This window comes from Thiobacillus denitrificans (assembly GCF_001530125.1).
Lineage (GTDB): Bacteria > Pseudomonadota > Gammaproteobacteria > Burkholderiales > Thiobacillaceae > Thiobacillus > Thiobacillus denitrificans_C.
In genome coordinates, this window is the sequence record NZ_LDUG01000006.1 from 25,616 (window position 1) to 49,630 (window position 24,015).

A 24,015-nucleotide genomic window follows, 5' to 3' on the forward strand; every position below is an offset into this window, starting at 1 on the left:
CTTACAGCGTAATCCCCGACAGCTTCGCCACGGTGTCGATGTCCTTGTCGCCGCGCCCGGAGAGATTCACCAGGATGATCTGGTCTTTCTTCATGGTCGGCGCGAGTTTTTTCGCCTGCGCAACGGCATGGCTGGATTCGAGCGCGGGAATGATGCCTTCAAGCCGGCACAGGTCGTGGAAGGCGGCCAGGGCTTCGTCGTCGTTGATGACAACGTATTCGGCGCGGCCGGCGTCCTTCAGATAGCTGTGCTCGGGGCCGACGCCGGGGTAGTCGAGGCCGGCGGAGATGGAGTGGGTTTCGATGATCTGGCCGTTTTCGTCCTGCATCAGATAGCTGCGGAAGCCGTGCAGCACGCCCGGGGTGCCGGCCGACAAGGGCGCGGCATGTTTGCCGGAAGCAATCCCGGAGCCACCGGCTTCGACACCGATCAGGCGCACGCCTTCATACGGGATGTAGGGATGGAAAATGCCGATGGCATTGGAGCCGCCACCGACGCAGGCGATCACCGCATCGGGCTGGCGGCCGGTCAGCTCGGGCATCTGGGTGAGGCATTCGCGGCCGATCACGCACTGGAAGTCGCGCACCAGCATGGGGTACGGATGCGGGCCGGCGGCGGTGCCGAGGATGTAGAAGGTCGACTCGACGTTGGTGACCCAGTCGCGCATCGCTTCGTTGAGCGCATCCTTCAAAGTTTTGGATCCGGAAGATACCGGCACCACGGTGGCACCGAGCAGCTTCATGCGAAAGACGTTGGGCGCCTGGCGGATGACGTCTTCGGCGCCCATGTAGACCACGCATTCCATGCCGTAGCGCGCGGCGACGGTGGCCGAGGCGACACCGTGCTGACCGGCGCCGGTCTCGGCGATGACGCGCTTCTTGCCCATGCGCCGCGCCAGTATCGCCTGGCCGATGGTGTTGTTGATCTTGTGCGCGCCGGTGTGGTTGAGGTCTTCGCGCTTGAGAAAGATCTGCGCGCCGCCGTATTGCTCGGAAAGCCGTTTGGCGTGATACACCGGGCTGGGGCGGCCGACGTAGTGCTTCAGCTCGTATTCGAATTCGGCGATGAAGGCGGGATCGTTGCGCGCGCGGTCATACTCGACGCGCAATTCTTCCAGCGCCGCCATCAGGGTTTCGGCGACGAAAATGCCGCCGTAAGGGCCGAAGTGGCCGCGGGAATCGGGGAGATCAGTCAGTTTCATGATGCTTTCGCTTTCGCAATGAATTGCGCAATCTTGTGCGCGTCCTTGATTCCTTTTATTGCCTCGACGCCGGAGGACACATCCACCGCCCAGGGGCGCACTCCTTGCACCGCTTCGGCGACGTTGTCCGGCGTCAGTCCGCCCGACAGGATGACCAGTTTGGGCAGATCCGGCGGAATCAGGCGCCAGTCGAACCGCTCGCCGGTGCCGCCCGGCACGCCGGGCACCCAAGCGTCGAGCAGCAGGCCGCGCGCGGCATCGAAGTCAGCCGCGTATTTTAGCAAATCCGTGTCCCGGTTCACGCGCACCGCCTTGATATAGGGCCGGCCGTAGCGCGCGCAGTCGATCGGCGTCTCATCGCCGTGAAACTGCAGCAGGTCGAGCGGAACGGCCTGCAACACCGATTCAATGAAGGCCGGTTCGGCGTTGACGAACAGCCCGACCGATTGCACGAACGGCGGCAGTTCGCGCAGCAGTGCGGCGGCGGTTTCGATGGTCACGTGGCGCGGGCTTTTTTCGTAGAACACGAAACCCAGTGCGTCCGCCCCGGCATCACAGGCGGCATGCAGGTCCTGCAGTCGGGTGATGCCGCAGATTTTTACGCGTACAGCCATCGGTCTGAGGTTTCCGGCAAGCCAAAGTGCGCAGGATACCGGATGTGGGTGAGATACAGCCCAGCGCCGTCGAAGGTGGGCGCAGCAAGCGTGCGGTCGCGGCCGGCCAGGATCTCGTGCAGCCACTCGGGCGGCTGGCTGCCTGCGCCGACCTGGACGAGGCAACCCATGAGGTTGCGCACCATGTGGTGCAGGAAGCCGTCGGCGCGGAAGTCGCAAAAAAGATAATCGCCACGCCGCTCGACGTGCGCCAGCCGCAGTTCCTTGACGGGCGATTTGGCCTGGCATGCAGCGGCGCGGAAGGCGGAAAAATCGTGCTGCCCGATCAGGTGCGCCGCGGCCAGGTTCATCGCGGCGGCATCGAGCGGACGGTGATACCAGCCGATCAGCCCGTGGTTGATCGCAGGTCGCACGGGGTGATTCAGCAACACGTAGCGGTAGCCGCGATGGGTGGCGGCAAACCGCGCATGGAAATCCTCGCCGACTTCGCGCGCCCACAGCACGGCCACCCCTGCCGGCAGGTGGCTGTTGACGCCGCGCACCCAGGCGGTCAGCGGGCGATTCGCCGTGGTATCGAAATGCACCACCTGCAGCGCGGCGTGCACCCCGGTGTCGGTGCGTCCGGCGGCGATGACGCTTATTTTTTCACCGGCAATGATGGACACCGCGGCTGCCAGCGCATCCTGCACGCCACAGCCTTGCAGCTGCGACTGCCAGCCGCAAAAGCCGACGCCGCAATACTCCAGACCCAATACGATTCTCATGCCAATACGATCCACAGCAGAAGCAAGCCCGCGAGTATGACGGCGCTGTCGCGGCTTTGCCAGCGCTCGGCCTCGAGGGTGTAGGTGGCGGGCGTTGCCTCGTCGGACAGCGGCACGCGCAGCGCATCCAGCCAGCGCGCCGGTTTGGGCGCATGCTCGACATAGTCCAGGGTCAGCCCCAGGCGCACCGCAAAGGCGCGACGGTCGAAGCCGAACCAGGTCAGCGGACGGGCCAAGGTGTAGAGGCCGTAAATCAGGCGGGGGCGGGACGTATTCGCCAGCAGCACTGCCAGCCCAGCCAGCATCAGCACCAGCCGCCCGGCGCGCAGCACGCCTTGCTGCAGACCCTCCACGCTGGGGCTGGCCCATCCCAGCGACGGCCACAGTGCAGTACCCGGCAGGACATAGGCATAGGTAAGCAGCAGCACCGCCAGTAGCCAGCGGGTGCGGCGCAGCAGGCGCCAACCTTCATGGCGGACCGGCGCAAACAGAAAGGCCGTCGCGGTAGCGACGGCCAGGATGATCAGCACAGGCAGCGCGGCGCGTTCCACCGCCACTGCCCACCCGCACCACAACAGGATGCGGGCAGCCGGATGGAGCGTTTTAACCAAGCGAACTCAACATGCCTTTCGCGTCGGCCTTTTGCTTGTCGCTGCCTTCGGCCAGCACTTCGCTGAGGATTTCACGCGCACCTTCCTTGTCGCCCATTTCAACATAGGCGCGGGCAAGGTCGAGCTTGGTGCCGGCTTCGTCCAGTTCGAGTTCGTTGCCGCCGGCTTCGCCAAGGTCGAGGTCGAGGCCGCTGAAATCGAATTTGCTGTCGGGACCGTTGTCTTCATCCAGGCCCAGATCGAGTTTCAGTGTGTCATCCGCCGTCGCGGGCACATCCAGATCAGGCAGGTCGAAGTCGAGGCCCAGGGTGTCCATTTCCACGTAGCCCGCCTCGGGTGCCACGACCTCATCGGACGGAGAATCGAAATTGAGCACGTGCCCTGCCGACTCGAACTCCAGCGGCCCGCTGATAGTCACGACTTCAGGCTCGGGTTCAAGTTCGGGCTCGGACGCAGCCTCGGTTTCAACCGGGGCGGCCGTCTGCGCGTCGGCGACGGGTTTGGGCGCGGATTCGTCGGCAAACGTCACGGCGCCACCGGCCACTGCTGCAGTGGCTGCCACCGTGGCTGCCGGGGCTGCACTCGACTGCACGCCGCCGTACAGCGGGTTGGTCGGGTCGATGCTACGGCCCATTTCGCAGGCCTTGTCCCACAACGGACTTGATTTGCTGCCCAGCGCTGCATAGAGCTCGCCGGCGACCGCCTCGAACGTCACGGTGTTGTGCTGCGCGGCGTAGATTTCCAGCAGCTTGACGCGGATTTCGTGACGGTCCGGATTGTTGCTGATGGCCTCCTTGAGGATTTCCTCGGCCTGCGCATCGCGGCCATAGGCCATGTACACCTCGGCTTCGGCGATGGGGTCGACATCGTGGGTGTCGATGGTGCCCAGGCCCGCCTGGCTGAAGTCGGTGAGGAAGGAGGTGTCGCCGGTATTGACGCTGCCGCCCGACGCGGCACCGATCACGGTATTGGGTCGAACGTCACCGCCGGTCATGATGCTATCGTCAAGCGTGGTGCTGCCCGTTTTGCGACGGCGACCGCCGCCTGCCATCATCCACCACAGCACCCCACCCAGACCGAGCGCAGCCAGGCCGCCGCCCCAATACATCGGGGTCGCGAGCAGGGGGGCGTACCAGTTCTCGGCGGGTTCGGAGGGCACCAGCGGCGACACGGCCAGCGCAACCGGCGCGGGTGCAGACGCTACTGGGGCTTCTGCTACGGCAGGCACGGAAGCCGGTGCTTCAGCTTGCGCCCGCTCCTGCATCTCGACCAGCTTCTGCATGTCCTGAATCTGTTTTTCCAGCGTGGCCACGCGCTGATCCGATTCCTGCAGCGCGTTTTCACGTGCGGTCGCGTCTTCTTCCTGGGCGCGAAGCTTTTCCTGCAGGGCACGGGTTTCGTCCGCTTTGCCCGCAGCGGCAGTTGCCGGCGGTGTGGCCTTGGACAACTTCAGCACATCCTGCTGTGCCTCGGGTGCCGGCTTGGCGCGGTCTTCCACCTTGGGGGTGATCTTGCCGCTGCTGGCCTGGTCCGCGGCGACCGGGGCCGCCGGGGCAGCGCTGACCGCGCCGGCCAGTTTCTGGCGATAGGCGCGCCAGTCATCCGCCTGCAGCCTGAGTTCACGCACGGCCTCTTGCTGCGGAATGGCCGCCACTTTTTCAGCCGACGGCACGTTGAGCGTTTTGCCTGCTTTGAGGCGGTTCATGTTGCCATCAAAAGCCTGGTCGTTCTCGCGGTAGAGCCCCAGCAGGGTCTGCTCCAGACTGACGCCTTCTGGACGCACCCGGTTGGCAATCCCCGTCAGCGTGTCACCCCGTTTGACCGTCACACGGTCGGGCGCCGCGGCCTGCGGGGCGGGCACCGACGGGCGGGCCGTGGCCGGAGCCGTCGAGGCTTGCGGAGCCGCCGCAGGTGCGGTAGCGGGCGCTCTGGCTGGCGCTACGGCCACGGGCGACACCGTCTGGACGCCGCCCATGCCGGGTGGATCGAGCAGCATGGTGTATTCGCGCACCAGCCGTCCCGAGGCCCAGTTCAGCTCGACCAGCATGTCGATGAAGGGATCATTCACCGGCCGGCTGGAGCTGACCTTCAGCACCGCGCGGCCGTTGGGCCGCTTCTCGACCGTAAAGCGCAGGGAGGACAACACCGGGGCAAATTCGACGCGGGCGTCGCGAAAAGCCTGGTCGGAAGCGAGGCTGGCCGACAGGCTGTCGAGTTCGGCCTTGTCTGCCGCGAACAACTCGATCTCCGCCGCGAGCGGCTGACCCAGCGCCGAGGTGACCGACAGTTTGCCCAGCCCTGCAGCATGCGCCATCAGTGGCATGGCGATCAGGCCTGCAGCCACCAGTTGGGTGGTGAAGCGCTTCAATTTCATCCAGTATCTCCTTGTTCGCCCCGCGCGGCGGAGCTGTTGAATCCTTGACGCCACTATTGACGGCTCGCCAGCCACAATCTTTAGTGCACAAATCGCACCAGCCCGAAGCTTACTGCCTTCAGCCTTTATCTGCTCAGGCTTCCAGCAGGATCCGCAGCATGCGTCGTAGCGGCTCCGCCGCACCCCACAGCAACTGGTCGCCGACCGTGAACGCGGTCAGGTACTCGGGCCCCATGGTGAGCTTGCGCATGCGGCCGATCGGCACGGTCAGCGTGCCGGTCACCGCCGCCGGGGTGAGTTCGCCCATGGTGATGTCGCGGTCGTTCGGCACCACCTTCACCCACTGGTTATGGGCGGCGATCAGGCTGTGGATGTCGGCCAGCGGCACATCGCGGGTCAGTTTGATGGTGAGCGCCTGCGAGTGGCAGCGCATCGCGCCCACGCGCACGCACAGGCCGTCGATGGGGATCGGCTTGTCGCTGCGGCGCATGATCTTGTTGGCCTCGGCCTGCGCCTTCCATTCTTCCTTCGATTGGCCGGATTCCAGCGCGACGTCGATCCACGGGATCAGGTTGCCCGCCAGCGGCACCGGCCAGGCGTCGACAGGATAGCGGTCGGAACGGATGAAGTCGGCCACCTTGCGATCGATTTCGAGAATCGCGGAGGCCGGGTCGTCGAGCAGGTCCGCGACTTCGGCGTGCACCGCGCCCATCTGGGCGATCAGTTCGCGCATGTTGCGCGCGCCGGCGCCGGAGGCAGCCTGGTAGGTCATCGGCGACACCCATTCGACCAACCCGGCGTCGAACAGCCCGCCCATCGCCATCAGCATCAACGACACCGTGCAGTTGCCGCCGACGTAGGTCTTGACCCCGTTGGCGATGCCGTCCCGAATCACATTGCCGTTGACCGGGTCGAGGATGATGATGGCCTCGTCCTTCATCCTGAGCGTCGAGGCGGCATCGATCCAGTTGCCGTTCCAGCCGGCCGCGCGCAGCTTCGGGTAGATTTCCTTCGTGTAGTCGCCGCCCTGGCAGGTGATGATGGTGTCGCACAGTTTCAGCTCGTCGATGCTGGCGGCATCCTTCAGCGGCGGCAGCTGCCCCCCATCAATCGTGCGACCGATGTCGGGGCCGGTGCCGCCGACGTTCGAGGTGGTAAAGAACACCGGATCGATGTGGTCGAAATCGCGCTCTTCCTTCATGCGGCCCATGAGCACGGAGCCCACCATGCCGCGCCAGCCAATCAGCCCTACTTTCATCATTACAACTCCTTTAGTCGAGAGCCAAGAGTGGAGAGTCGAGTGTTTGTGGTGCCCTCTCGGCTCTCCGCTCTCGACTCTCCGCTTGTTTTCAAATCGCCTTCACCACCGCGTCGCCCATCTCGCTGCACGACACCTTCTGTGTGCCTTCGGTCCAGATGTCACCGGTGCGCAGGCCCTGTGCGATCACTTTCTTCACCGCACCCTCGATGCGGTCGGCGGTCGCCAGATCGGCGACGGTGTAGCGGTACATCATCGCCAGCGACAGGATCGTCGCCAACGGATTCGCCAGGTTTTTGCCGGCGATGTCGGGCGCGGAGCCGTGGATCGGCTCGTACATGCCCTTGTTGTGCTCGTCCAGCGAGGCCGACGGCAGCATGCCGATCGAGCCGGACAGCATCGACGCCGCATCCGACAGGATGTCGCCGAAGAGGTTGCCGGTGACGATGGTGTCGAACTGCTTGGGCGCACGGATCAGCTGCATCGCCGCGTTGTCGACGTACATGTGGGAGAGCGCGACCTCGGGGTAGTCCTTCGACACCTCGATCATCACTTCCTTCCACAGCTCCGAGCATTCCAGCACGTTGGCCTTCTCCACCGAGCACAGCTTCCTGCCGCGTTTCATCGCGATGCCGAACGCGACGTGCGCGACGCGACTCACTTCGGATTCGGCATACAGCATGGTGTTGAAGCCGACGCGCTCACTCCCACCATTAGGGCTTGGCCGGATTTCGATCCCGCGCGGCTGCCCGAAATACACATCTCCGGTGAGCTCGCGCACGATCATGAGGTCGAGCCCGGCCACCACTTCTGGCTTCAGCGAGGACGCCGACGCGAGCTCGGGATACAGTAGCGCCGGCCGCAGGTTGGCGAACAGGTTCAGTTCCTTGCGGATGCGCAAGAGGCCACGCTCGGGGCGCAGCGGGCGGTCGAGCGTGTCGTACTGCGGGCCGCCGACGGCACCGAGCAGCACCGCGTCGGCTTCGCGCGCCAGTTTCAGCGTCGCCTCCGGCAGCGGGTCGCCCGCCGCGTCATAGCCGGCGCCGCCGATCGGCGCGGTCTCCATTTCGATTTTCGCGCCGTCGGCACGCAGCGCCTCCAGCACCTTGACCGCCTGCGCGACGATTTCCGGGCCGATGCCGTCACCGGGCAATATTGCGACTTTCATAAAATTGAATGCCCTATCTAGATCAAATGGTCTCTCTGGAGCAATTCCAGAAATTCTCTTGCCAATGGATTGGCCGTGTCCTCAGCACCAACACTCATGCTTGCCTGCCCTTTCCAAATGGTTTTTTTCTGGACAGGATCGAACACTTGAAGAACAACCTCATAACCCACGAGTGTCTCGGTCCTAGTCTTTCTGGAGAAGTTGGTCGAGGTCTGCTTCCTCGCCCTCGGCACTGAAAACACCAATACATGATGCGGGGGCTCTCTTTTTCCCAAGTCACCGCTCCCTGTCGCCGTGACGGCAGAGGCCCTGACCCCCCTCAACTTCAGAAGATCGACCATTTCAGCAGCCGCCCTGGAAACCTCTCCAGATATCCATGCAGAAGATGGATCGACAAGCAGAGGCTGCGCATCCGCATTCAGTCTGACGGGAAGTACTGCCACATGAACATCTGTCAGTTTGACATTTTTTTCTATCAATTCAGATTCAGCGCTGGTCACTCTCGATGTAGTGGCGCACCCACCCAGCAAGGCAATTCCGATGACCACAGCTAGGCATTGAATCAGCTTTGATTTCATCTATTGGAATCCAGATTTACCCACCGGCTCAGGCAAACAGCCAGGGCGCTTCCTGCTTGCGCCGTTCTTCATATGCCTTGATCTTGTCGGCCTGCAGCAGGGTGAGGCCGATGTCGTCAAGGCCGTTGAGCAGGCGATGCTTGCGCCCGCCGTCAACCTCGAACGCCAGCACCTCGCCGCCGGGCGTGGTCACGGTTTGCTTGTCGAGATCGACATTGAGGCGGTAGCCCTCGGAGGCTTCGCATTCGCGGAACAGGCGATCGACCACCGCGGCATCGAGCACGATCGGCAGGATGCCGTTCTTGAAGCAGTTGTTGTAGAAGATGTCGGCGTAGGACGGCGCGATGATGGCGCGGATGCCGTAGTCTTCCAGCGCCCACGGCGCGTGCTCGCGGCTCGAGCCGCAACCGAAGTTGTCGTGCGCCAGCAGCACGCTGGCACCCTTGTAGCGCGGGAAGTTCAGCACGAATTCCGGATTCGGCTGGCGCGTGGCGGGGTCCATGCCCGGCTCGCCGTGATCGAGATAACGCCATTCGTCGAACAGGTTGGGACCGAAGCCGGCGCGCTTGATCGACTTCAAAAACTGCTTGGGAATGATGGCGTCAGTGTCGACGTTGGCGCGGTCGAGCGGCACCACCCGTCCATTGAGTGTGGTGAATGCCCGCATGCTGACTAGTTACCGGCCTTGCTGCCGGCTTTTTCGATCGAGTCACCCGCTTTCTGGACATCCTGGCCAAAACCTTCCATGGTATTGCAGCCCGCCAGGGTGAAAGCAGCGGCCATCAAAACAGCGATCATCGATTTCATGGTGTTCTCCTTAAAAGTGACGTACATCGACAAAATGCCCGGCGCACGCGGCAGCAGCCGCCATCGCCGGACTGACCAAATGGGTGCGGCCGCCCTGCCCTTGCCGCCCCTCGAAATTGCGGTTGGACGTGGAGGCGCAGCGCTCGCCCGGCTCCAGCCGGTCGGCGTTCATCGCCAGGCACATCGAGCAGCCAGGCTCGCGCCATTCGAAGCCGGCTTCGACAAAAATCTTGTCCAGGCCTTCAGCCTCGGCCTGTTGCTTGACCAGACCGGAGCCCGGCACCACCATCGCCAGCTTGACATTGGGCGCGACCTTGCGGCCCTTCGCCACGCTGGCGGCTTCGCGCAGATCCTCGATCCGCGAGTTGGTGCACGAGCCGATGAAGACCTTGTCGATTTTAATTTCGGCCAGTGGCGTGCCGGCCTGCAAGCCCATGTATTCCAGCGCACGCGTCCAGTCGTGCCGCTTGACCTCGCTCGGCGCATCGGCCGGGTTGGGCACACGGCCATTGATGGTCGTCACCATCTCGGGCGAGGTGCCCCAGGTGACCTGCGGATCGATTTTCGTGGCGTCGAGTTCGACCACGCGGTCGAACACCGCATCGGCGTCCGAATGCAGCGTGTTCCACCACGCCACTGCCTTATCCCACGCTGCGCCCTTGGGTGAATAGGGGCGGCCTTTGACGTAGTCGATGGTGGTCTGGTCGACCGCCACCATACCGGCGCGCGCGCCCGCCTCGATCGCCATGTTGCACAGCGTCATGCGGCCTTCCATGGTCAGCGTGCGAATCGCCGAACCGCCGAACTCCAGCGCATAGCCGGTGCCGCCGGCGGTGCCGATCTCGCCGATGATCGCAAGCGCGATGTCCTTCGCGGTGACGCCTTTTCCAAGCCGGCCTTCGACTTTGACCAGCATGGTCTTCGACGGCTTCTGCCACAGGCATTGCGTGGCCAGCACGTGCTCGACCTCGGAGGTGCCGATGCCAAACGCCAGCGCGCCGAACGCGCCATGGGTCGATGTATGCGAATCGCCACACACCACGGTCATCCCGGGCAGGGTCAGGCCCTCTTCGGGGCCGATGACGTGGACGATGCCCTGGCGGATGTCGTCCATCTTGAATTCGGTGATGCCGTACTCGGCGCAGTTGGCGTCGAGCGTTTCCACCTGCAGGCGCGAGATTGGATCGGCGATACCCTGGCTGCGGTCGGTCGTCGGCACGTTGTGGTCGGGCACGGCAATCGCCGCATCGGCGCGGCGCGGGGTTCGATGCGCCAGTTTCAGCCCTTCGAACGCCTGCGGGCTGGTGACTTCGTGCACCAGATGGCGGTCGATATAGAGCAGCGTGGTGCCGTCGGCTTCGACATAGACCACGTGGGCGTCCCACAATTTCTGGAATAAGGTGAGTCCTGACATTCTGAATAAGGCGAGACAGCGCGTAAAAAACTGATTATTTCATAGCTTGCCGGGTGCGGGCACGGATTTTGTATTCCCCCACAGGGCATAAACCGCCCACGCCAGCGCCGCACTCACCGCAGCCAGGGTAAAAGTCCATGCCGAACCCAGCGTATCCCACGTCAAACCGCTGGCCAACCCGCCGATGGTGCCGCCGACGCCGTAGGACAGGCTGGTGTAGAGCGCCTGCCCGCGCGCCTGGTGGCGCCCGCGAAAATGGGCATGGATCAGCGCCACCGCGGCGGCGTGATAGGTGCCGAAGGTAAAGGCATGCAGCGTCTGCGCGCCCCACACCAGCCAGGCCGACTCCACCCCCCACGCAATCAGCAGAAAGCGCAGCACCGCCAGCGCGAAGCTCGCCAGAATCAGCTTGCGCGGCGTCACCCGTGCGAAAATGCGCGGAATAATCAGGAAAATGCCGATTTCGCAGATCACGCCGAGCGCCCACAACCAGCCCACGGTGGACTTGTCGTAGCCGTGGTCGACCAGATAGATCGAATAGAAGGTGTAATACGGCCCGTGTGTCACTGCCATCAGCATGCAGGCAGCCAGCAGCGACGCCACCTCGGGCCGCTTCACGATATCCCAGCCCGAATGCTGGTCGCTGTGATGCGGCAGGATCTCGGCCTCGGGAATCACCCGCGCGAAGGCGACAATGCCCAGCATCACCGCCAGCACCGCCCACGGCAGCCAGCTGATCGAAACATAGTCGAAGGCATAACCCAGCCCCACCACCATCAGGATGAAGCCGACCGAGCCCCACAGGCGGATGCGGCCGTAGTCGATAGTGCGCTCGCCCAGATGGGATAGCGTCATCGCCTCGACCAGCGGCAGCGACGCACTCCAGAAAAAGCTCAGCGCCGCCATCACCGCGAACAGCCACCAGAAACCGTCGCCGACAAACACCCCGGCGAACACCAGCACGCTGCCGATCGCCGCAATCTGCACGATCGCCGTACGGCGGCCGGTATGGTCGGCGATATGTCCCCAGATATTGGGCGCGAAAATCCGCATCACCTGCAGCAGCGACATCAGCACGCCGATCTGGAATGCGTTGAACGCCAGCGACTGCAGATACAGCCCCCAGAACGGCGACATCGCGCCGACGAAGGCGAAGTAGAAGAAATAGAAACCGGACAGGCGCCAGTAGGGAACTGCATTCATGCGGCGGGATTATCCCTGAGCTTGGCGCTGAATCCGCAGGCGTGGATATATTCAGCAGGCTATTTAGCCGCGGAGCGCCGCCTGACCGTTTCGCCTGCCACGGCGAAGACGCCGTTGCCGCGATGGTGCAACGTCTGCGGCTGCCGGATCGCGGTGTCGACCCATGCCTTAACCACCTCGAGGATGAAAAAGTTGTAGCGATTGACCAGCCGGGTATCGGCCACCCGGCATTCGAGGCTGGCATAGCATTCCGCAATCAGCGGCGGCTTCACCGCTACGGCGGTAACCGGCGTGAGACGGTATTGGGCGAACTTGTCTACCGTGCGGCCAGAGCAGTTGCCGATGCCCACCACTTGCTTTGACAGTTCCAGTGTCGGGATATTGATCACGCATTCCCTGGTCGCCCTCAGCGTGTCGAACGAGGCATTGCGGCCGCTGATCACGCAACCGACCAGCGGCGGCTCGAATTCCATCATGGTATGCCACGACATCGTCATGATGTTGGCTTGGCCCTTGCGGGCGGTGGTGACCAGCACCACTGGCCCCGGCTCCAGCAGGCCATAGACTTTGGCCAGCGGATACGCACGTTTCGCCATGCCGGCACCTCCTGACTGGATCACGGACGCTTCCAGCATAGTCGGCTCCTGGTGTGCCTGTCATACGTCGCCCAACCATTACATCAGCGCCAGCGCGGCCGGACCGGCTAACGACTCTTGTATCTGGGGGAAGCTGGCCTACCCTGAATGTATTCTTGAATGCTTTGGAGGAGATCACCATGCAGCACGTTTCAGCCGACATCAACACGCTCTTACAGGAGTCAGCGGCGGACCCCGATTTTCCCCATGCTCCACTAAGCTGGACGCGGGGCGACGCGGAAAAAATTGCGCGCGAGGAAGGGCTTGAACTCGCAGAAGATCACTGGGAAACCATTCGCGCCCTGCAAAACTATTATGCCCAGCATGAAGACGAAACCGTCAACAACCTGCGCGAATTGCACGACGCCCTGGATGAGCACTTCCACCCGAAAGGCGGGATCAAGTATTTGTACACGTTGTTTCCAGGCGGGCCCATTGCCCAGAGCTGCCGCCTGGCCGGGCTGAAGGCGCCGTTCATCGCCACCGACCTCAGCTTTGGCAGTGTGGCTTAGCAGGTTGCACCGGCGCGTAGCAATTTCAAGATGCCGTGAGTGGTGGACGTCTGGCGCGCCTGCGCGCAGCGCCCGCGCCCCCATTGACCGGGTAGGCCGAAAAGCCTGCCAGCACCATTGAGCGTCCACAACGGTCGCTCGTCCAACGGCGCGCCCATCATGCTGGGAGCGCCCACATCAGCAGACTGCCCACGCTTCGCATCATGCCAATCTAGCAGCCTGTCGGACTTGAAGAATCGAAGCGAAAATTCGGCTGGGCGAGGGCAGCCCCAAGGGATACCGTCCCGATGGGACATAATTTTGACGATTTCGCCGGGCAATAGTCGTTCTATTGCCCAAGAAAGCGGCGAAATATGAACCGGCCAGGCGGATTTGCAGCCGATTTACTTCAAGTCCGACAGGCTGCCAGGCTGCATCGGTGGCTGAACAATCCGCATGGCGCGCTTGAAACCACAGTCGCGGAACCACACCGACGACGATGCGGCCCATGATTACCCAAAGCGTGGCCGCCATCTGCCCGCCAGCGCTTGATCTACGGCGAAAATGCCCACATACTCGGCAAGGAGACGGTTGCGTCTCCTCTCCGGGTTCTTTGCCCAACTTCAACGCCAGGTATTCAACCCCCCTTTGGTCCCGCTGACCCTATCCCCCCAGATCGACCTGCAAGCCCTGCAGCTCGACGACGCGCGCGCCCTGTTGAAACACGACGCAAAAGAAAGCCAGCAGGAAGCTGGGGAATCGCTTACCGACTATTTGCAGCGTGTGATCGACGGCCTGTGCGAGATCTCGCTCAAGGACCCATTGACGGGGCTGGGCAACCGCCGGCATCTCCGCTCGACACTCGAACGCTCGATCGAAACCGTTGCACGTTCCGGCGAATCGGTACTGTTGCTGCTGCTGGACATCGACCATTTCAAGGCCATCAACGACACCCATGGCCATCTGGCCGGCGACCAGGTACTGCAGGCGATAGCCAACTGCCTGGCGGACTGCGTGCGTCCCATGGACACCGTCGTCCGCTACGGCGGCGAAGAATTTGCGGTCATCCTGCCCCACTGCCGGCCCCTTTTCGGACGTGCGGTGGCCGAGCGGATTCGCCAAACCGTTGCGTCGCTCTCGATACCCGTCGCAGCACGGATCAACGTCCAGGTCACGATCAGCATTGGTGGTGCCTATGCGCCGGAATGGGTGCGTTCCACCGCCGATTTGTGGATCGAGCGCGCCGACCAGCAGCTCTACCGCGCCAAATCCAGCGGCCGCAACCAGGTATGCCTGGATCAGCCACGAGAGCTTTCGGTCAGCGCAGAAGAAAAAGGGCTGTTGTTTGCCCACATCGCCACGGATGAGGCGACCATGATCAGGAATCTTTCGGGCGACGCCCCCCCTGATACCCAGGGCAACGCCACGAATCTAGTAAACGCATGAACGATGTACTGACCCCCACCGCCGAACACCCGAGCACGGCCAAGCTTCCCCTGAAACCGCTGGGCAAGGTCATCGCCGTCACCAGCGGCAAGGGCGGCGTCGGCAAAACCTTTGTCTCCGCCAACCTCGCCGCCGCGCTGGCCAAACGCGGCCACAAGGTGCTGGTGCTCGACGCCGACCTCGGCCTCGCCAATCTCGACGTGGTGCTCAACCTGTACCCCAAGATCACGCTGCACGACGTGTTCACTGGCAAGGCCAAGCTGGAAGACGCCATTATTCAGGCGCCGGGCGGCTTTTCCGTGCTGCTGGCCGGCTCCGGCATGGTCGAGTATTCGCGCCTGACGCCCGAAGTACGTGACGAATTCCTGCGCATCATCAGCAGCCTGGTGCCGCATTACGATGTGGTCTTGCTGGATACCGGCGCCGGGATTTCCGACGTCGTCCTGTTCGCCGTTTCGCTGGCGTCAGAAGTGCTGATGGTCGCCACCCCCGAGCCGACCTCGCTCACCGATGCCTACGCCACCATCAAAGTGCTGGTGGGGCAGCAACAACGGCAGACCGTGCGCGTAGTCGTCAACCAGACCTCCCGATCCGGTTCTGGCCTGGCCATCACGAATCAGTTGCAACAGGTGCTCGACCGCTTCGTCGTCACTGAGCCAGACCGGCCCATCCGCCTGGTCCACATGGGCGACATTCCCGTCGACCCCGAAGTGCGCCAGGCCATCATGCGGCGCCATTTGCTGATGCAGGCCATGCCCGGCTGCCCTGCCGGCGTGGCCATTTCGCAACTCGCCCGCAAGCTGGAAGAAAGCGTCATCCCCAAGCCGGCGTAGTCCCTTGCAGCCGGGGGCCGGGCAACCCGTCGCCTTAGCGTTGAACGGCTGCAGGGACCGACTCGACCAGCGCCATCACCTTGTCCGGCTCCATCCGCAGCAAGGCGGCGATCTCGCGGTAATCATCCGGCAGGGCGTCGTTATCCCAACCCCGGGCGGAATGTCGTGCCAGATTGGCCGCCAGCTTCACATTGCGCACCCGGCTCGTATTCGCCTGTGCCGGGTCCATCAGGTTCAGCAGCAATTCGGGCAATTTCCATTCGATCGTCAGCTGGCGCTGAAACTCCATGCCGGTAAACCCCATCACCTGTTTCTGCGCATCCGCGCTGCGCAGCGTGGTGTCGGCCGCCTGCCGCTTCTGGATTTCGAGCATCTGCCCGGGGTTGAAACACCACATCAGCATTTCGGCGACATGGTAGAGCAGCGCGGACACGTGCACCTCTTCCGCGTGCAGGTCGTGCAGGCGCAGCGCCCAGTCGTATGCGTAATGCGCCGAACGCTGCGCACGCCGAACCGTATGCAGCAGTTGCACCAGCGCCTCGATGTGGCCATCCAGCATGTCCTCTGAAATCGGCGTCGCCGGTACCTCGCGGAAGAAGGCATCGAGGCCCATCATGAGCAGCGCCTCCTTCACGTCCACCAGCTCATATTTCTGGTTGCGATGCTTGTGCGTCTGCATATAGCGCAGCAGCTTGACCGTCATCAGCGGATCGTCGGTCACGACATTGGCAATGCCGCGGGCATTGAGCAGTGACTCATCGGCGCGCAGACGTTCGAGTTCGCGCGCCGTGTGCTTTAAAACAGGAATATCAGCCTGCCCCAAAAAGGCGAGCCAGGCTGCCATGCTTTTAGGTTGCTGCGACATCATCTCTCCATGACAGTCCGGCGTGACGCATTGATCGTGAATGCGCACCCGAAACGGATACCTGATGAATCGGTGTATCCCGTCTTAACTTGAGCCCCTGCCTATCGGGCCAGGGCGGGGCGCCTGCAAGCTATTGCCCAACCGACCGTTTTGTAAGGGCTATTGCATGTAGGCAAAGCCTTCTTCCTGCTGCAGCCGCACGATTTCCGCATCGGCCATCGGGACCATCTTGACGAAGCCATGGATGTCCTTGGGCTGGAGGCCCTGAAGGCGGGCGGCCGCCCTGCACATCCGGTATTCGACCACCGCCCCCACGGACAGGCTCTGCGCCCGATGCATCAGGTCCTTGTTCTTTGCATAGTTCTTGATCGCAAAAAATGGAATGGCGCCTCCATGCAGCACGATCACGATTTTGTTGTCCAATGGATCGGCACCGTTGAGCACGCTGATCAGACTGGCCCGGTCCAGCACGCTCGACAAGCCAGCCGTTGTGTCTGACGTGGTATCGAACACCACTTTCTGCCCGCTGTAGGTTTGCTCAATCTCGGTTGCGCTGCCCCAGGGGGCCAGGCCATTCGCACCGACATGCCCCACATGGGCCGTCAGCGCAAGCATGGGTATCAGGAGAAATTCCCACTTCATTTGCCCACTCCAATCAGGGTTTTTACCGGTGAATACACGCTGGATTGCTCACTTGATCCGCCAAGAGCCCGCCCAGCGGGCAGGCCCCGGTTCCAGTCACGGATTATTTTTTCAGCTGCGGCTGGTCAAGGTAGCGGATGTCCTTCACCGGCAGCGGCAGCGGATTGATGTATTTATAGCCTTTGCCCTGCCAGTAAGCCACTTCCGGGAAACCCGCCGGCACCACGGTGACGAAGCCATGCATGTCCTCGGTGGCGAATCCGGCTGCCTTCATGGCATTGAAGCACATCTTGAATTCGACGCCCTCCTTCGCCAGTTCGGCCATCTTGTCCATGGCGCTCTGGTATTTGAGGTAATTCTCTTTGGCGAAGGCACGCAGTTCGGGACCGTGGGTGACGACCACGACCTTGCCGCCGGTCACCCGCCTGGTGTTTTTGATAAAGTTGTAAAGGGTGTTCAGCTGCTGCGGGTCTTCATAGTTGACGTCGAAAACCGTATCGGTCACCGGCATTGCGTGCATGTCGGCCTTGGCTGTGCCATAGGGTGAAAACTCATTCGCCAGCGCCTGATTTAACGGCATCATTGCAAAAACGGTCGCAACCGCAATCCCCGTCAATTTGATATTCATGTTTCTGTCTCCTCATTAATATTCAATATTCAGGTGCGCACAGGATCCCGCCCGGCCGCGCACAAAAACCGGGCTTCGTTACGGTAAACCGATGCAACAGAATTTGTCTTCAAGTGGTCGAGAATGATGGCCCGGCCCCGCTCGCTGGCAATCCGTCTCAAACATTGCGCAGCCAATCGGTCAGATATTTCGCTTCAGTCAAAATCGTGTCCGGGTCACCGAGGGCGTTGGCAATCAAGCTGATTCCCTGCAGCGAAGCCACCATGTGCAGCGCCAGCACGGACGCCTTCTGCTTTGTTTTTCCCAGCAGCCGGAACTGTTGTTCACTCCAGGCAATCATCGTCCTGAACGGCGCCGAAGCCTCGCTGCTCAGCGGCCCCCGGCCCTTGGCCAGTTCATAGCACAGGCTACCGATCGGACAACCGTAGCGGGCATCGATGTCGCGGTCATGGACCCAGATCCCCACCAGCGCCTCCAGGCGCTTGCGCGGGTCGGCCAGTAGATCGATCTCGTCGATCGCATGGCTGATTTCGGCCTGTCGACGATTCAGGATCGACTTCGCCACTTCGTCCTTTGTTTTGAAATAGTAATAGACACTGCCTAACGCCACATTGGAAGCAAGCGCAATATCGGCCAGTGTGGTGTGGGCGAAGCCTTGCCGGTGTATCAACACCGCTGCGGCATCGGTCAAGCGCTCCCTTTTATCCGGTGCGTTTTTCACGGGTTGATCCTGGAAAAGATAGTTGGTTAACTCACTATATCGGGTCCGTACGCCCAGTGCAAACCCTCCCACTACACGGGCCTCCAGCCTGATGGGCGAGCACTTGGGCTGTGCCGTAATGTCACGTGAAGCCAACCCGCCCGGCCTGAACTATATTGAAAAGCCTTAGTTTCCATTCAAGGAGAGAATCCATGACTTTCATAGTTTCAACACAGCGCATTTCTGTTCCTGCTCTGTTATTCACGGCCCTGATCGCCATGTTCCCGGTTGCGCCCCCGGCGCACGCAGCCAGCGCTGCCGAAATTGACGGGGAGGTCGATCGGGCTCTGTCTGACTTCCAGAAAATCGACGGCGCCAGTGCCTTTCTCGGGATTGCAAAGGGGGTGCTGGTGTTTCCCAAGGTCTACAAAGCCGGTATCGGTGTGGGCGGCGAATACGGCGAAGGTGCACTGCGGGTAGGCGGGAAAACCGTCGACTACTACAGCACCGCAGCCGCTTCCTTTGGCTTCCAACTGGGCGCGCAGGCCAAGAGCATTGTGGTGATCTTCACGGAGGAATCCGCCCTCAGGAAATTCCGTGAAAGCGAAGGCTGGAAGGTGGGGGTGGATGGCTCGGTCGCCCTGGTGGACATCGGCGTCGGCAAGGCGGTGGACACCACCAACATCAAGGACCCGGTGATCGGCTTCATCTTCGGCCAGAAGGGCCTGATGTACAACCTCACGCTGGAAGGCTCGAAGTTCACCAGGCTGGACAAGAAATAATCGCGAAACCACGATGCGTGTGGAGACTTGAACCCTGGGCTGTCGGGTCAAATATCGTGGATCGGTCGCCTGCAGCGAGCAAACGTGTGCAGGCGCGAGTGGAAGAAATCGCGAACAGCCTCAGCCACGGATTCGGGCTGATCGCGGCACTCGCGGCAACCCCTTTCCTGATCACGCATGCGGTGCGGCATGGCGATGCGGGGTTCATTGTCGGCGCGAGCATCTTCGCCGCGACCATGGTGCTGCTGTACCTTGCCTCCACCCTTTATCATGCTCTGCCTGTCGGCCGCGCAAAGGGGGTGTTTCGGGTCATCGAGCACGCTGCAATCTTTCTTCTCATCGCGGGGACGTACACTCCGTTCACCCTGGGCGTACTGCGTGGCGCATGGGGCTGGACGCTGCTTGGGCTCGTCTGGAGCCTTGCCGCGGCCGGGGTGGCGCTGAAGGCATTAAACCAGATGGCCCATCCCATCCTCTCCACCGGCCTGTATCTGCTCATGGGCTGGCTCATTGTGATCGCGGCCCAGCCCTTGTCTGCCCGCGTACCCGCATCCGGCCTGCTATGGCTGGTCGCCGGCGGCCTGGCTTACACGCTGGGGGTGATTTTCTTCGCGCTCGACGCGCGCCTGCGTTACGGCCATTTCATCTGGCATCTGTTCGTGATGGTGGGTACCGCCTGCCATTTCTTCGCCGTGTACTGGTACGCTGCTTGATAAAGCTGCCCGGGGCCCGACATTCGGGCGCCTTGATCGGGTTTCCCGGATTCTCAATTCATGATCCGGAGCGGAGGTGCTGCCGGTCTTTGGACAGTTCCGCCAGGCTCGCTGCGAACAGCCTCGGCCTGGCTCGGGCCTTGTGCATGGCGAGCCACGCCACGCCGGCGCCGGCTACCAGGAAAACCCCGGTCAACCCGCCCAGCGCCATGCGCCGGTGTGACCCCCAGAAGGCAACCGCAATCAGGATCGCCAGCAGCACCAGGCCAACGCCGAGGCAGAACAGTGCGACCAGGCCCATCACCAGGAATGTGATCAGGTGCTCGCGCGCTTCCGCCACATCCGTGGACAATAGCTCCAGACAGGAGCTGAACAATACCGATCAAACTCACTGACAGCGTTTTGAGGGACTCAAACAAGCCCCCGGGCGAAGCATGAGATGGCTCAGCCATCACCTGGTTAGCGCCGCCCGATCAGCAGACCGATCACCAGGCCGGCGCCGGCGGCGGCGCCAATGGACTGCCACGGATGCGTGTGGACATACTCATCCGTCGCCCGGGCGGCGGCCTTGGTCCTCACCAGCAGCGCTGCCTGGGCATCGGCCATTTTGGCTTTCACCTCGGCGAGGGACGCTTCCGCCTTGGCGCGCGCTGCGGTCACTGCCTCGCCGCCCTGGTTGGCCGTGGCCTTCAGCAGGGCTTCCGCATCAGCAACCACTACCTTGAAATCGTTGATCAGCTGTTGTTTCGTCACGCCGGATGGATCTGTTTCGGCAGAATAATGAGCGTTCATGGGTACTTCTCCCTCTCGTTAATGATGCAAAAAGCCGAGGCTTTCGATAGCACGCCTGAACTCAGGCACAAGGGCATTTAACGCCCGGCTTTCAAGAAAAGCCTCCCAAATCACGGCCTTAAACATTATTTAGCCTAGACTTTCTAACAACCATTACAACCCGATCGCTGGCCGCGAGCCCCATTACAACGTCACGGCACGCAGGCGCTCGGCTGCCTGTTCCGGATTGATGGTATTGACGAACAGCCCCGAGCCCAGCTCGAAACCGGTGGGAATCGAGGTGCGCGGGCAGATTTCCAGGTGCCAGTGGTAGCTCGCGGCGTACTCGCCGCGAGCCCTGTCGGGCGGCACGCCATGCGTCGAGTCCGAGCCGCCATGCGGCACGGAGTGCAGGAAGAAGTTGTACTGCGCGCCGCCGATGACGGCGTCCAGCCGCGCCATGGTGCGCTTCATCACCCGCGCCAGATCGGCCATGTCCTCGCCGCGCACGTCGAGGAAATCCGCCTGGTGCACCAGCGGCAGGATGTGCACTTCCCACTCGTAGCGGCTGGCAAACGGCTTGATGGCGATGAACTTCTCGCCGCGCTCGACCACGTACTGGCCGACATTGATCTTGCGCCGCACCGCCCCCGAGTTGCGGTCGTAAATCGTCGCTTCGAAGGTCAGCGCCTCGTCGATCAGCGCGCAGAAGATGCAGTGGTGGTGCTTGGCGAAATGCGCAGCGCTGTTCTTCACTTCGGCGTCGACGTTTTCAGGCACCACCGGCATCGCGATCACCTGGCTGTGGGTGTGCGGAATCGATGCGCCGGCCGCCGGGCCGAAGTTCTTGAATACCAGCACGTACTTCAGCCGGTCGTCCGACTCAAACAGTTGCCGCATGCGTGTCTGATACACGCCGAACAGCGCCGCCAGATGGCTTTCCGCCATGTCGTGCACGGCGATACCGTGTTCATGGTGATCGATGATGACTTCGTGCCGCCCGTAGCCGTCAATGGTCTGCTGCAGGCCGAAGTTGAAGCCGGGCTGTTCGCGATCGTCGCCCAGCACCGGGTAGAGGTTTTCCACCATGCGGATCTGCCAATCGCCTTCAGGCGGCCAGCTTAGAATCAGCGGCGGCGTCTTGTGTTCGTTGCCGCGGCAGAACGGACAGGTTTCCACATGCTTGCGGGTGTCGCGCGGCGCCAGTTCCTCGGCCTTTTTCGGGCGCAGGCTGCGCGCAGTGGCCACCAGCACCGATTCACTCGGCACGATGGGATTAATGCGGATTTCGCGGACTTCGCTCGTCTCGGGGGTATTTGGGTCTGACATGCAATTTCTCCTCTGACTGTCAGCTTAAATCAGCCGGGCCAAGCTGTCGGTTCAATATGCTTATGTCCCCAGTCGTGCTTTTTATCCCTGTCACCGCAAAGGCCTTGCGTTGACGAAGCCCTGCTCCGCGCCGACAATGGAAACCTTTGCCGCAGCTTCGGAGCTTGACCCATGGATATCGATAAAACCCTGCACGACGAACAGCGCATTATGCGCATGATGCGCAAGACGCTCACCTCCATCGTGCGCGACACCGCGCCGCGCGATGGCAACCCCAGCCCCTTGACCGAAGCCACCGTGCTCGGCATCAAGGATTGCCTGGTGGTGATTTCCAACCGTGAAGTCGAACTCGCCAGGCTCACCGGGCGCACCCTGGAAGAGCGCCCGCATTACTCTGACGAAAAGCCCAGCGCCCACGTCGTCAAGCTCAGCAGCATCCCGAAAAAAACGCACTGACCATGCCGCAAGCCACCAGTCTGTTCACCGATGTCGAATCGAAAGTCGTCGGCACCTCGGCGGTGGTGATCTATGCGCCCGCAGGCAAGAAACGCCAGCGCTTTCCCGAAGGGGTGGTCGAGGTTTACAGCAGCGAAACCGAGGCGCTGGCGCACGCCGACCCGAACACGGGCCGTCATGCGGCCATCGCCAGCGGCCCGTCGCGTTCGTCCGAAGGCTTCAGGCTGTTCTATCTGGTGCGCTGGCTGAACTGATATTCAGTCTTTGCCGTAGACCTTGCGCCGCACCCGCTTCTTGCGCCGCATCCGCGTCGCCTCGCTTTCGGTCATCGGGCCGCGCGTCTTGCCTTCAAACGGATTATTGGCACCGCCTTCCTTGATCTGGATACGCAACGGCGTGCCCTGCAAGTTAAACGCCTTGCGGAAACTGCTTTCCAGATAGCGCTTGTAGTCATCGCGCAGGCCTTCCAGCGCGTTGCCGTGCAGCACGATCACCGGCGGATTCTTGCCGCCCTGGTGGGCATAGCGCGGCTTGGGACGAAACAAGCCATTCTTGGGTGGCGCGTGTTGTTCCACCGCCATCTCCAGCACCCGTGTCAGCTTGGGCGTCGACAGCTTGATGAAGGCGGCGGCGTGCGCGGCTTCGACGTCCTTCAGCAGGTTTTCCAGGCCCTTGCCCTTCAGCGCCGAAATGTAGTTGAAACGAGCAAAGTCGAGAAACGCCAGCTTGCGCCCGATGTCGCGCTTGACGTCTTCGCGCTGCTCGGCGGAAAGCCCGTCCCATTTGTTGACCGCAACCACCAGCGCGCGCCCGGTTTCAAGCACGAAACCTGCCAGATGCGCGTCCTGCTCGGAAATGTTCTCGTGCGCGTCGAGCACCAGCACCACCACATTGGCGTCCTCGATCGCCTGCAGGGTCTTGATGACGGAGAATTTTTCCACCGTCTCGAACACCTTGCCGCGGCGGCGCAGGCCGGCAGTGTCGATCAGGATGTAGGGCTTGCCGTCACGCTCGAACTCGACATAGATCGAATCGCGCGTGGTGCCCGGCTGGTCGAACGCGATGACGCGTTCCTCGCCCACCAGCGTGTTGACCAGCGTCGACTTGCCGACGTTGGGGCGCCCCACCAGGGCGATCTTGGGGATGCCGAAATCGTCTCTTTTCTCTTCCTCTTCGGAAAACGGCGTCAGCGCCTCGGCCACCAGATCGGAAACGCCGTCGCCATGCGCGCTGGAAATGGCCAGCGGCTGGCCCAGCGCCAGTTCGTGGAACTCGGCGGTGATCACGGCAGCGTTCATGCCTTCGGCCTTGTTGACCGCGAGCAGCACCGGGCACGACGCACGGCGCAGGCGGTCGGCGATCAGCTTGTCCTGCGGCGTCAGGCCCGCCCGGGCATCGACCAGGAAAATGATGGCGTCGGCCTCGTCGATGGCCTGCAGCGTCTGGCGCGCCATTTCGGCGAGAATGCCGTCGGTGACGACCGGCTCCAGACCGCCGGTGTCGACCACCAGATAGGGCTTCTCGCCGAGGCGCCCGCGCCCGTAATGGCGATCTCGCGTCATCCCGGGTAGATCGTGCACCAGCGCGTCGCGCGTGCCAGTGAGGCGGTTAAAGAGAGTGGACTTGCCGACGTTGGGTCGGCCGACCAGAACCAGGGTAGGGAGCATTAGCGAAAATTCGAATCCATAAACATTTACAAGGCAGCCATCGAGGGCAGAAAGGGTTGATTGGT

At 62.3% G+C, this 24,015-nt stretch carries 28 protein-coding genes; 7 read left to right on the forward strand and 21 right to left on the reverse strand.

Going from position 1 to position 24,015, the window contains the following annotated elements:
- Position 1: 1 nt before the first annotated feature.
- From trpB to ABW22_RS01785, 13 genes are all read right to left on the reverse strand, one after another.
- Positions 2-1,201: a tryptophan synthase subunit beta gene (gene trpB, locus ABW22_RS01725; protein ID WP_059751379.1), complete on the reverse strand. Its 1,200-nt coding sequence runs from the start codon at positions 1,199-1,201 to the stop codon at positions 2-4.
- Positions 1,198-1,815: a phosphoribosylanthranilate isomerase gene (locus ABW22_RS01730; RefSeq protein WP_059751381.1), complete on the reverse strand. Its 618-nt coding sequence runs from the start codon at positions 1,813-1,815 to the stop codon at positions 1,198-1,200. The genes trpB and ABW22_RS01730 overlap by 4 nt, the downstream gene beginning before the upstream one ends.
- Positions 1,800-2,579: a tRNA pseudouridine(38-40) synthase TruA gene (gene truA / locus ABW22_RS01735; RefSeq protein WP_059751384.1), complete on the reverse strand. Its 780-nt coding sequence runs from the start codon at positions 2,577-2,579 to the stop codon at positions 1,800-1,802. The genes ABW22_RS01730 and truA overlap by 16 nt, the downstream gene beginning before the upstream one ends.
- Positions 2,576-3,190, reverse strand: a complete 615-nt coding sequence (locus ABW22_RS01740; RefSeq protein ID WP_237763191.1) for an energy-coupling factor transporter transmembrane protein EcfT — start codon at positions 3,188-3,190, stop codon at positions 2,576-2,578. The genes truA and ABW22_RS01740 overlap by 4 nt, the downstream gene beginning before the upstream one ends.
- On the reverse strand, positions 3,183-5,564 hold the full coding sequence (locus ABW22_RS01745) for a FimV/HubP family polar landmark protein (protein WP_059751386.1): 2,382 nt from the start codon (positions 5,562-5,564) through the stop codon (positions 3,183-3,185). Before ABW22_RS01745 ends, ABW22_RS01740 begins: the two co-directional genes overlap by 8 nt.
- Positions 5,565-5,697: 133 nt before the next feature.
- Complete coding sequence (gene asd, locus ABW22_RS01750) at positions 5,698-6,825, reverse strand: aspartate-semialdehyde dehydrogenase (RefSeq protein WP_059751388.1); 1,128 nt, start codon at positions 6,823-6,825, stop codon at positions 5,698-5,700.
- A gap of 88 nt (positions 6,826-6,913) precedes the next feature.
- Entirely contained in the window at positions 6,914-7,990 is a 1,077-nt protein-coding gene (gene leuB, locus ABW22_RS01755; protein ID WP_059751390.1) for a 3-isopropylmalate dehydrogenase, read from the reverse strand.
- Between the two features lie 17 nt (positions 7,991-8,007).
- Entirely contained in the window at positions 8,008-8,568 is a 561-nt protein-coding gene (locus tag ABW22_RS17130) for a hypothetical protein (protein ID WP_157648506.1), read from the reverse strand.
- A gap of 28 nt (positions 8,569-8,596) precedes the next feature.
- Positions 8,597-9,235: a 3-isopropylmalate dehydratase small subunit gene (leuD, locus tag ABW22_RS01765; protein ID WP_059751395.1), complete on the reverse strand. Its 639-nt coding sequence runs from the start codon at positions 9,233-9,235 to the stop codon at positions 8,597-8,599.
- A 5-nt stretch (positions 9,236-9,240) separates the two neighbouring features.
- Complete coding sequence (locus tag ABW22_RS01770; protein WP_059751398.1) at positions 9,241-9,375, reverse strand: entericidin A/B family lipoprotein; 135 nt, start codon at positions 9,373-9,375, stop codon at positions 9,241-9,243.
- A 10-nt stretch (positions 9,376-9,385) separates the two neighbouring features.
- A complete protein-coding gene (gene leuC, locus ABW22_RS01775) occupies positions 9,386-10,789 on the reverse strand; it encodes a 3-isopropylmalate dehydratase large subunit (RefSeq protein WP_059751400.1) in 1,404 nt (467 codons plus the stop codon).
- 39 nt (positions 10,790-10,828) lie between these two features.
- Positions 10,829-11,992: an MFS transporter gene (locus ABW22_RS01780; RefSeq protein ID WP_059751404.1), complete on the reverse strand. Its 1,164-nt coding sequence runs from the start codon at positions 11,990-11,992 to the stop codon at positions 10,829-10,831.
- 59 nt (positions 11,993-12,051) lie between these two features.
- Positions 12,052-12,627 (reverse strand): flavin reductase family protein, encoded by a 576-nt coding sequence (locus ABW22_RS01785; RefSeq protein ID WP_330218737.1) that lies wholly within the window; start codon positions 12,625-12,627, stop codon positions 12,052-12,054.
- A 125-nt stretch (positions 12,628-12,752) separates the two neighbouring features.
- Here ABW22_RS01785 and ABW22_RS01790 point away from each other — a divergent pair, with 125 nt between their 5' ends.
- The 3 genes from ABW22_RS01790 (at position 12,753) to ABW22_RS01800 (ending at position 15,397) form a co-directional block, all read left to right on the forward strand.
- A complete protein-coding gene (locus ABW22_RS01790) occupies positions 12,753-13,139 on the forward strand; it encodes a TusE/DsrC/DsvC family sulfur relay protein (RefSeq protein WP_237763192.1) in 387 nt (128 codons plus the stop codon).
- A 627-nt stretch (positions 13,140-13,766) separates the two neighbouring features.
- Positions 13,767-14,564 carry a GGDEF domain-containing protein gene (locus ABW22_RS01795; RefSeq protein WP_059751408.1) on the forward strand — a complete coding sequence of 266 codons (798 nt, stop codon included), beginning with the start codon at positions 13,767-13,769 and terminating at the stop codon, positions 14,562-14,564.
- A complete protein-coding gene (locus tag ABW22_RS01800; protein ID WP_059751412.1) occupies positions 14,561-15,397 on the forward strand; it encodes a MinD/ParA family protein in 837 nt (278 codons plus the stop codon). Before ABW22_RS01795 ends, ABW22_RS01800 begins: the two co-directional genes overlap by 4 nt.
- A gap of 34 nt (positions 15,398-15,431) precedes the next feature.
- On the opposite strand, the gene ABW22_RS01805 is transcribed toward ABW22_RS01800, so the two are convergent.
- The 4 genes from ABW22_RS01805 to ABW22_RS01820 form a co-directional block, all read right to left on the reverse strand.
- Complete coding sequence (locus ABW22_RS01805; protein ID WP_059751487.1) at positions 15,432-16,262, reverse strand: HDOD domain-containing protein; 831 nt, start codon at positions 16,260-16,262, stop codon at positions 15,432-15,434.
- A gap of 159 nt (positions 16,263-16,421) precedes the next feature.
- The gene (locus tag ABW22_RS01810) at positions 16,422-16,904 is read right to left on the reverse strand and encodes a DsrE family protein (protein WP_059751414.1); all 483 of its coding nucleotides are present in this window, start codon (positions 16,902-16,904) and stop codon (positions 16,422-16,424) included.
- A 103-nt stretch (positions 16,905-17,007) separates the two neighbouring features.
- Positions 17,008-17,532, reverse strand: a complete 525-nt coding sequence (locus tag ABW22_RS01815; RefSeq protein WP_059751415.1) for a DsrE family protein — start codon at positions 17,530-17,532, stop codon at positions 17,008-17,010.
- A gap of 157 nt (positions 17,533-17,689) precedes the next feature.
- The gene (locus ABW22_RS01820) at positions 17,690-18,253 is read right to left on the reverse strand and encodes a TetR/AcrR family transcriptional regulator (protein WP_157648508.1); all 564 of its coding nucleotides are present in this window, start codon (positions 18,251-18,253) and stop codon (positions 17,690-17,692) included.
- A gap of 155 nt (positions 18,254-18,408) precedes the next feature.
- Between ABW22_RS01820 and ABW22_RS01825 the strand changes: the two genes are divergently transcribed.
- Together ABW22_RS01825 and trhA are read left to right on the forward strand one after the other, a co-directional pair.
- A complete protein-coding gene (locus ABW22_RS01825) occupies positions 18,409-19,014 on the forward strand; it encodes a YSC84-related protein (protein WP_237763193.1) in 606 nt (201 codons plus the stop codon).
- A gap of 98 nt (positions 19,015-19,112) precedes the next feature.
- On the forward strand, positions 19,113-19,727 hold the full coding sequence (gene trhA / locus ABW22_RS01830) for a PAQR family membrane homeostasis protein TrhA (RefSeq protein ID WP_237763194.1): 615 nt from the start codon (positions 19,113-19,115) through the stop codon (positions 19,725-19,727).
- A gap of 58 nt (positions 19,728-19,785) precedes the next feature.
- Here the strand turns inward: trhA and ABW22_RS01835 are convergent, their stop codons facing one another.
- The 3 genes from ABW22_RS01835 to ABW22_RS01845 all read right to left on the reverse strand — a co-directional run bounded on the left by ABW22_RS01835 (position 19,786) and on the right by ABW22_RS01845 (position 21,827).
- Positions 19,786-20,079, reverse strand: coding sequence for a phage holin family protein (locus ABW22_RS01835; protein ID WP_237763195.1), 294 nt, complete (start codon positions 20,077-20,079; stop codon positions 19,786-19,788).
- Between the two features lie 107 nt (positions 20,080-20,186).
- Positions 20,187-20,519, reverse strand: a complete 333-nt coding sequence (locus ABW22_RS01840; protein ID WP_059751421.1) for a DUF883 family protein — start codon at positions 20,517-20,519, stop codon at positions 20,187-20,189.
- A 183-nt stretch (positions 20,520-20,702) separates the two neighbouring features.
- Positions 20,703-21,827: a galactose-1-phosphate uridylyltransferase gene (locus ABW22_RS01845; RefSeq protein ID WP_059751423.1), complete on the reverse strand. Its 1,125-nt coding sequence runs from the start codon at positions 21,825-21,827 to the stop codon at positions 20,703-20,705.
- A 171-nt stretch (positions 21,828-21,998) separates the two neighbouring features.
- Here ABW22_RS01845 and ABW22_RS01850 point away from each other — a divergent pair, with 171 nt between their 5' ends.
- On the forward strand, positions 21,999-22,283 hold the full coding sequence (locus tag ABW22_RS01850; RefSeq protein WP_059751426.1) for a hypothetical protein: 285 nt from the start codon (positions 21,999-22,001) through the stop codon (positions 22,281-22,283).
- 2 nt (positions 22,284-22,285) lie between these two features.
- Entirely contained in the window at positions 22,286-22,537 is a 252-nt protein-coding gene (locus tag ABW22_RS01855) for a hypothetical protein (RefSeq protein ID WP_059751428.1), read from the forward strand.
- A 3-nt stretch (positions 22,538-22,540) separates the two neighbouring features.
- Here ABW22_RS01855 and der read toward each other — a convergent pair whose 3' ends face one another.
- Positions 22,541-23,950: a ribosome biogenesis GTPase Der gene (gene der, locus ABW22_RS01860; protein ID WP_059751430.1), complete on the reverse strand. Its 1,410-nt coding sequence runs from the start codon at positions 23,948-23,950 to the stop codon at positions 22,541-22,543.
- Positions 23,951-24,015: the final 65 nt, after the last annotated feature.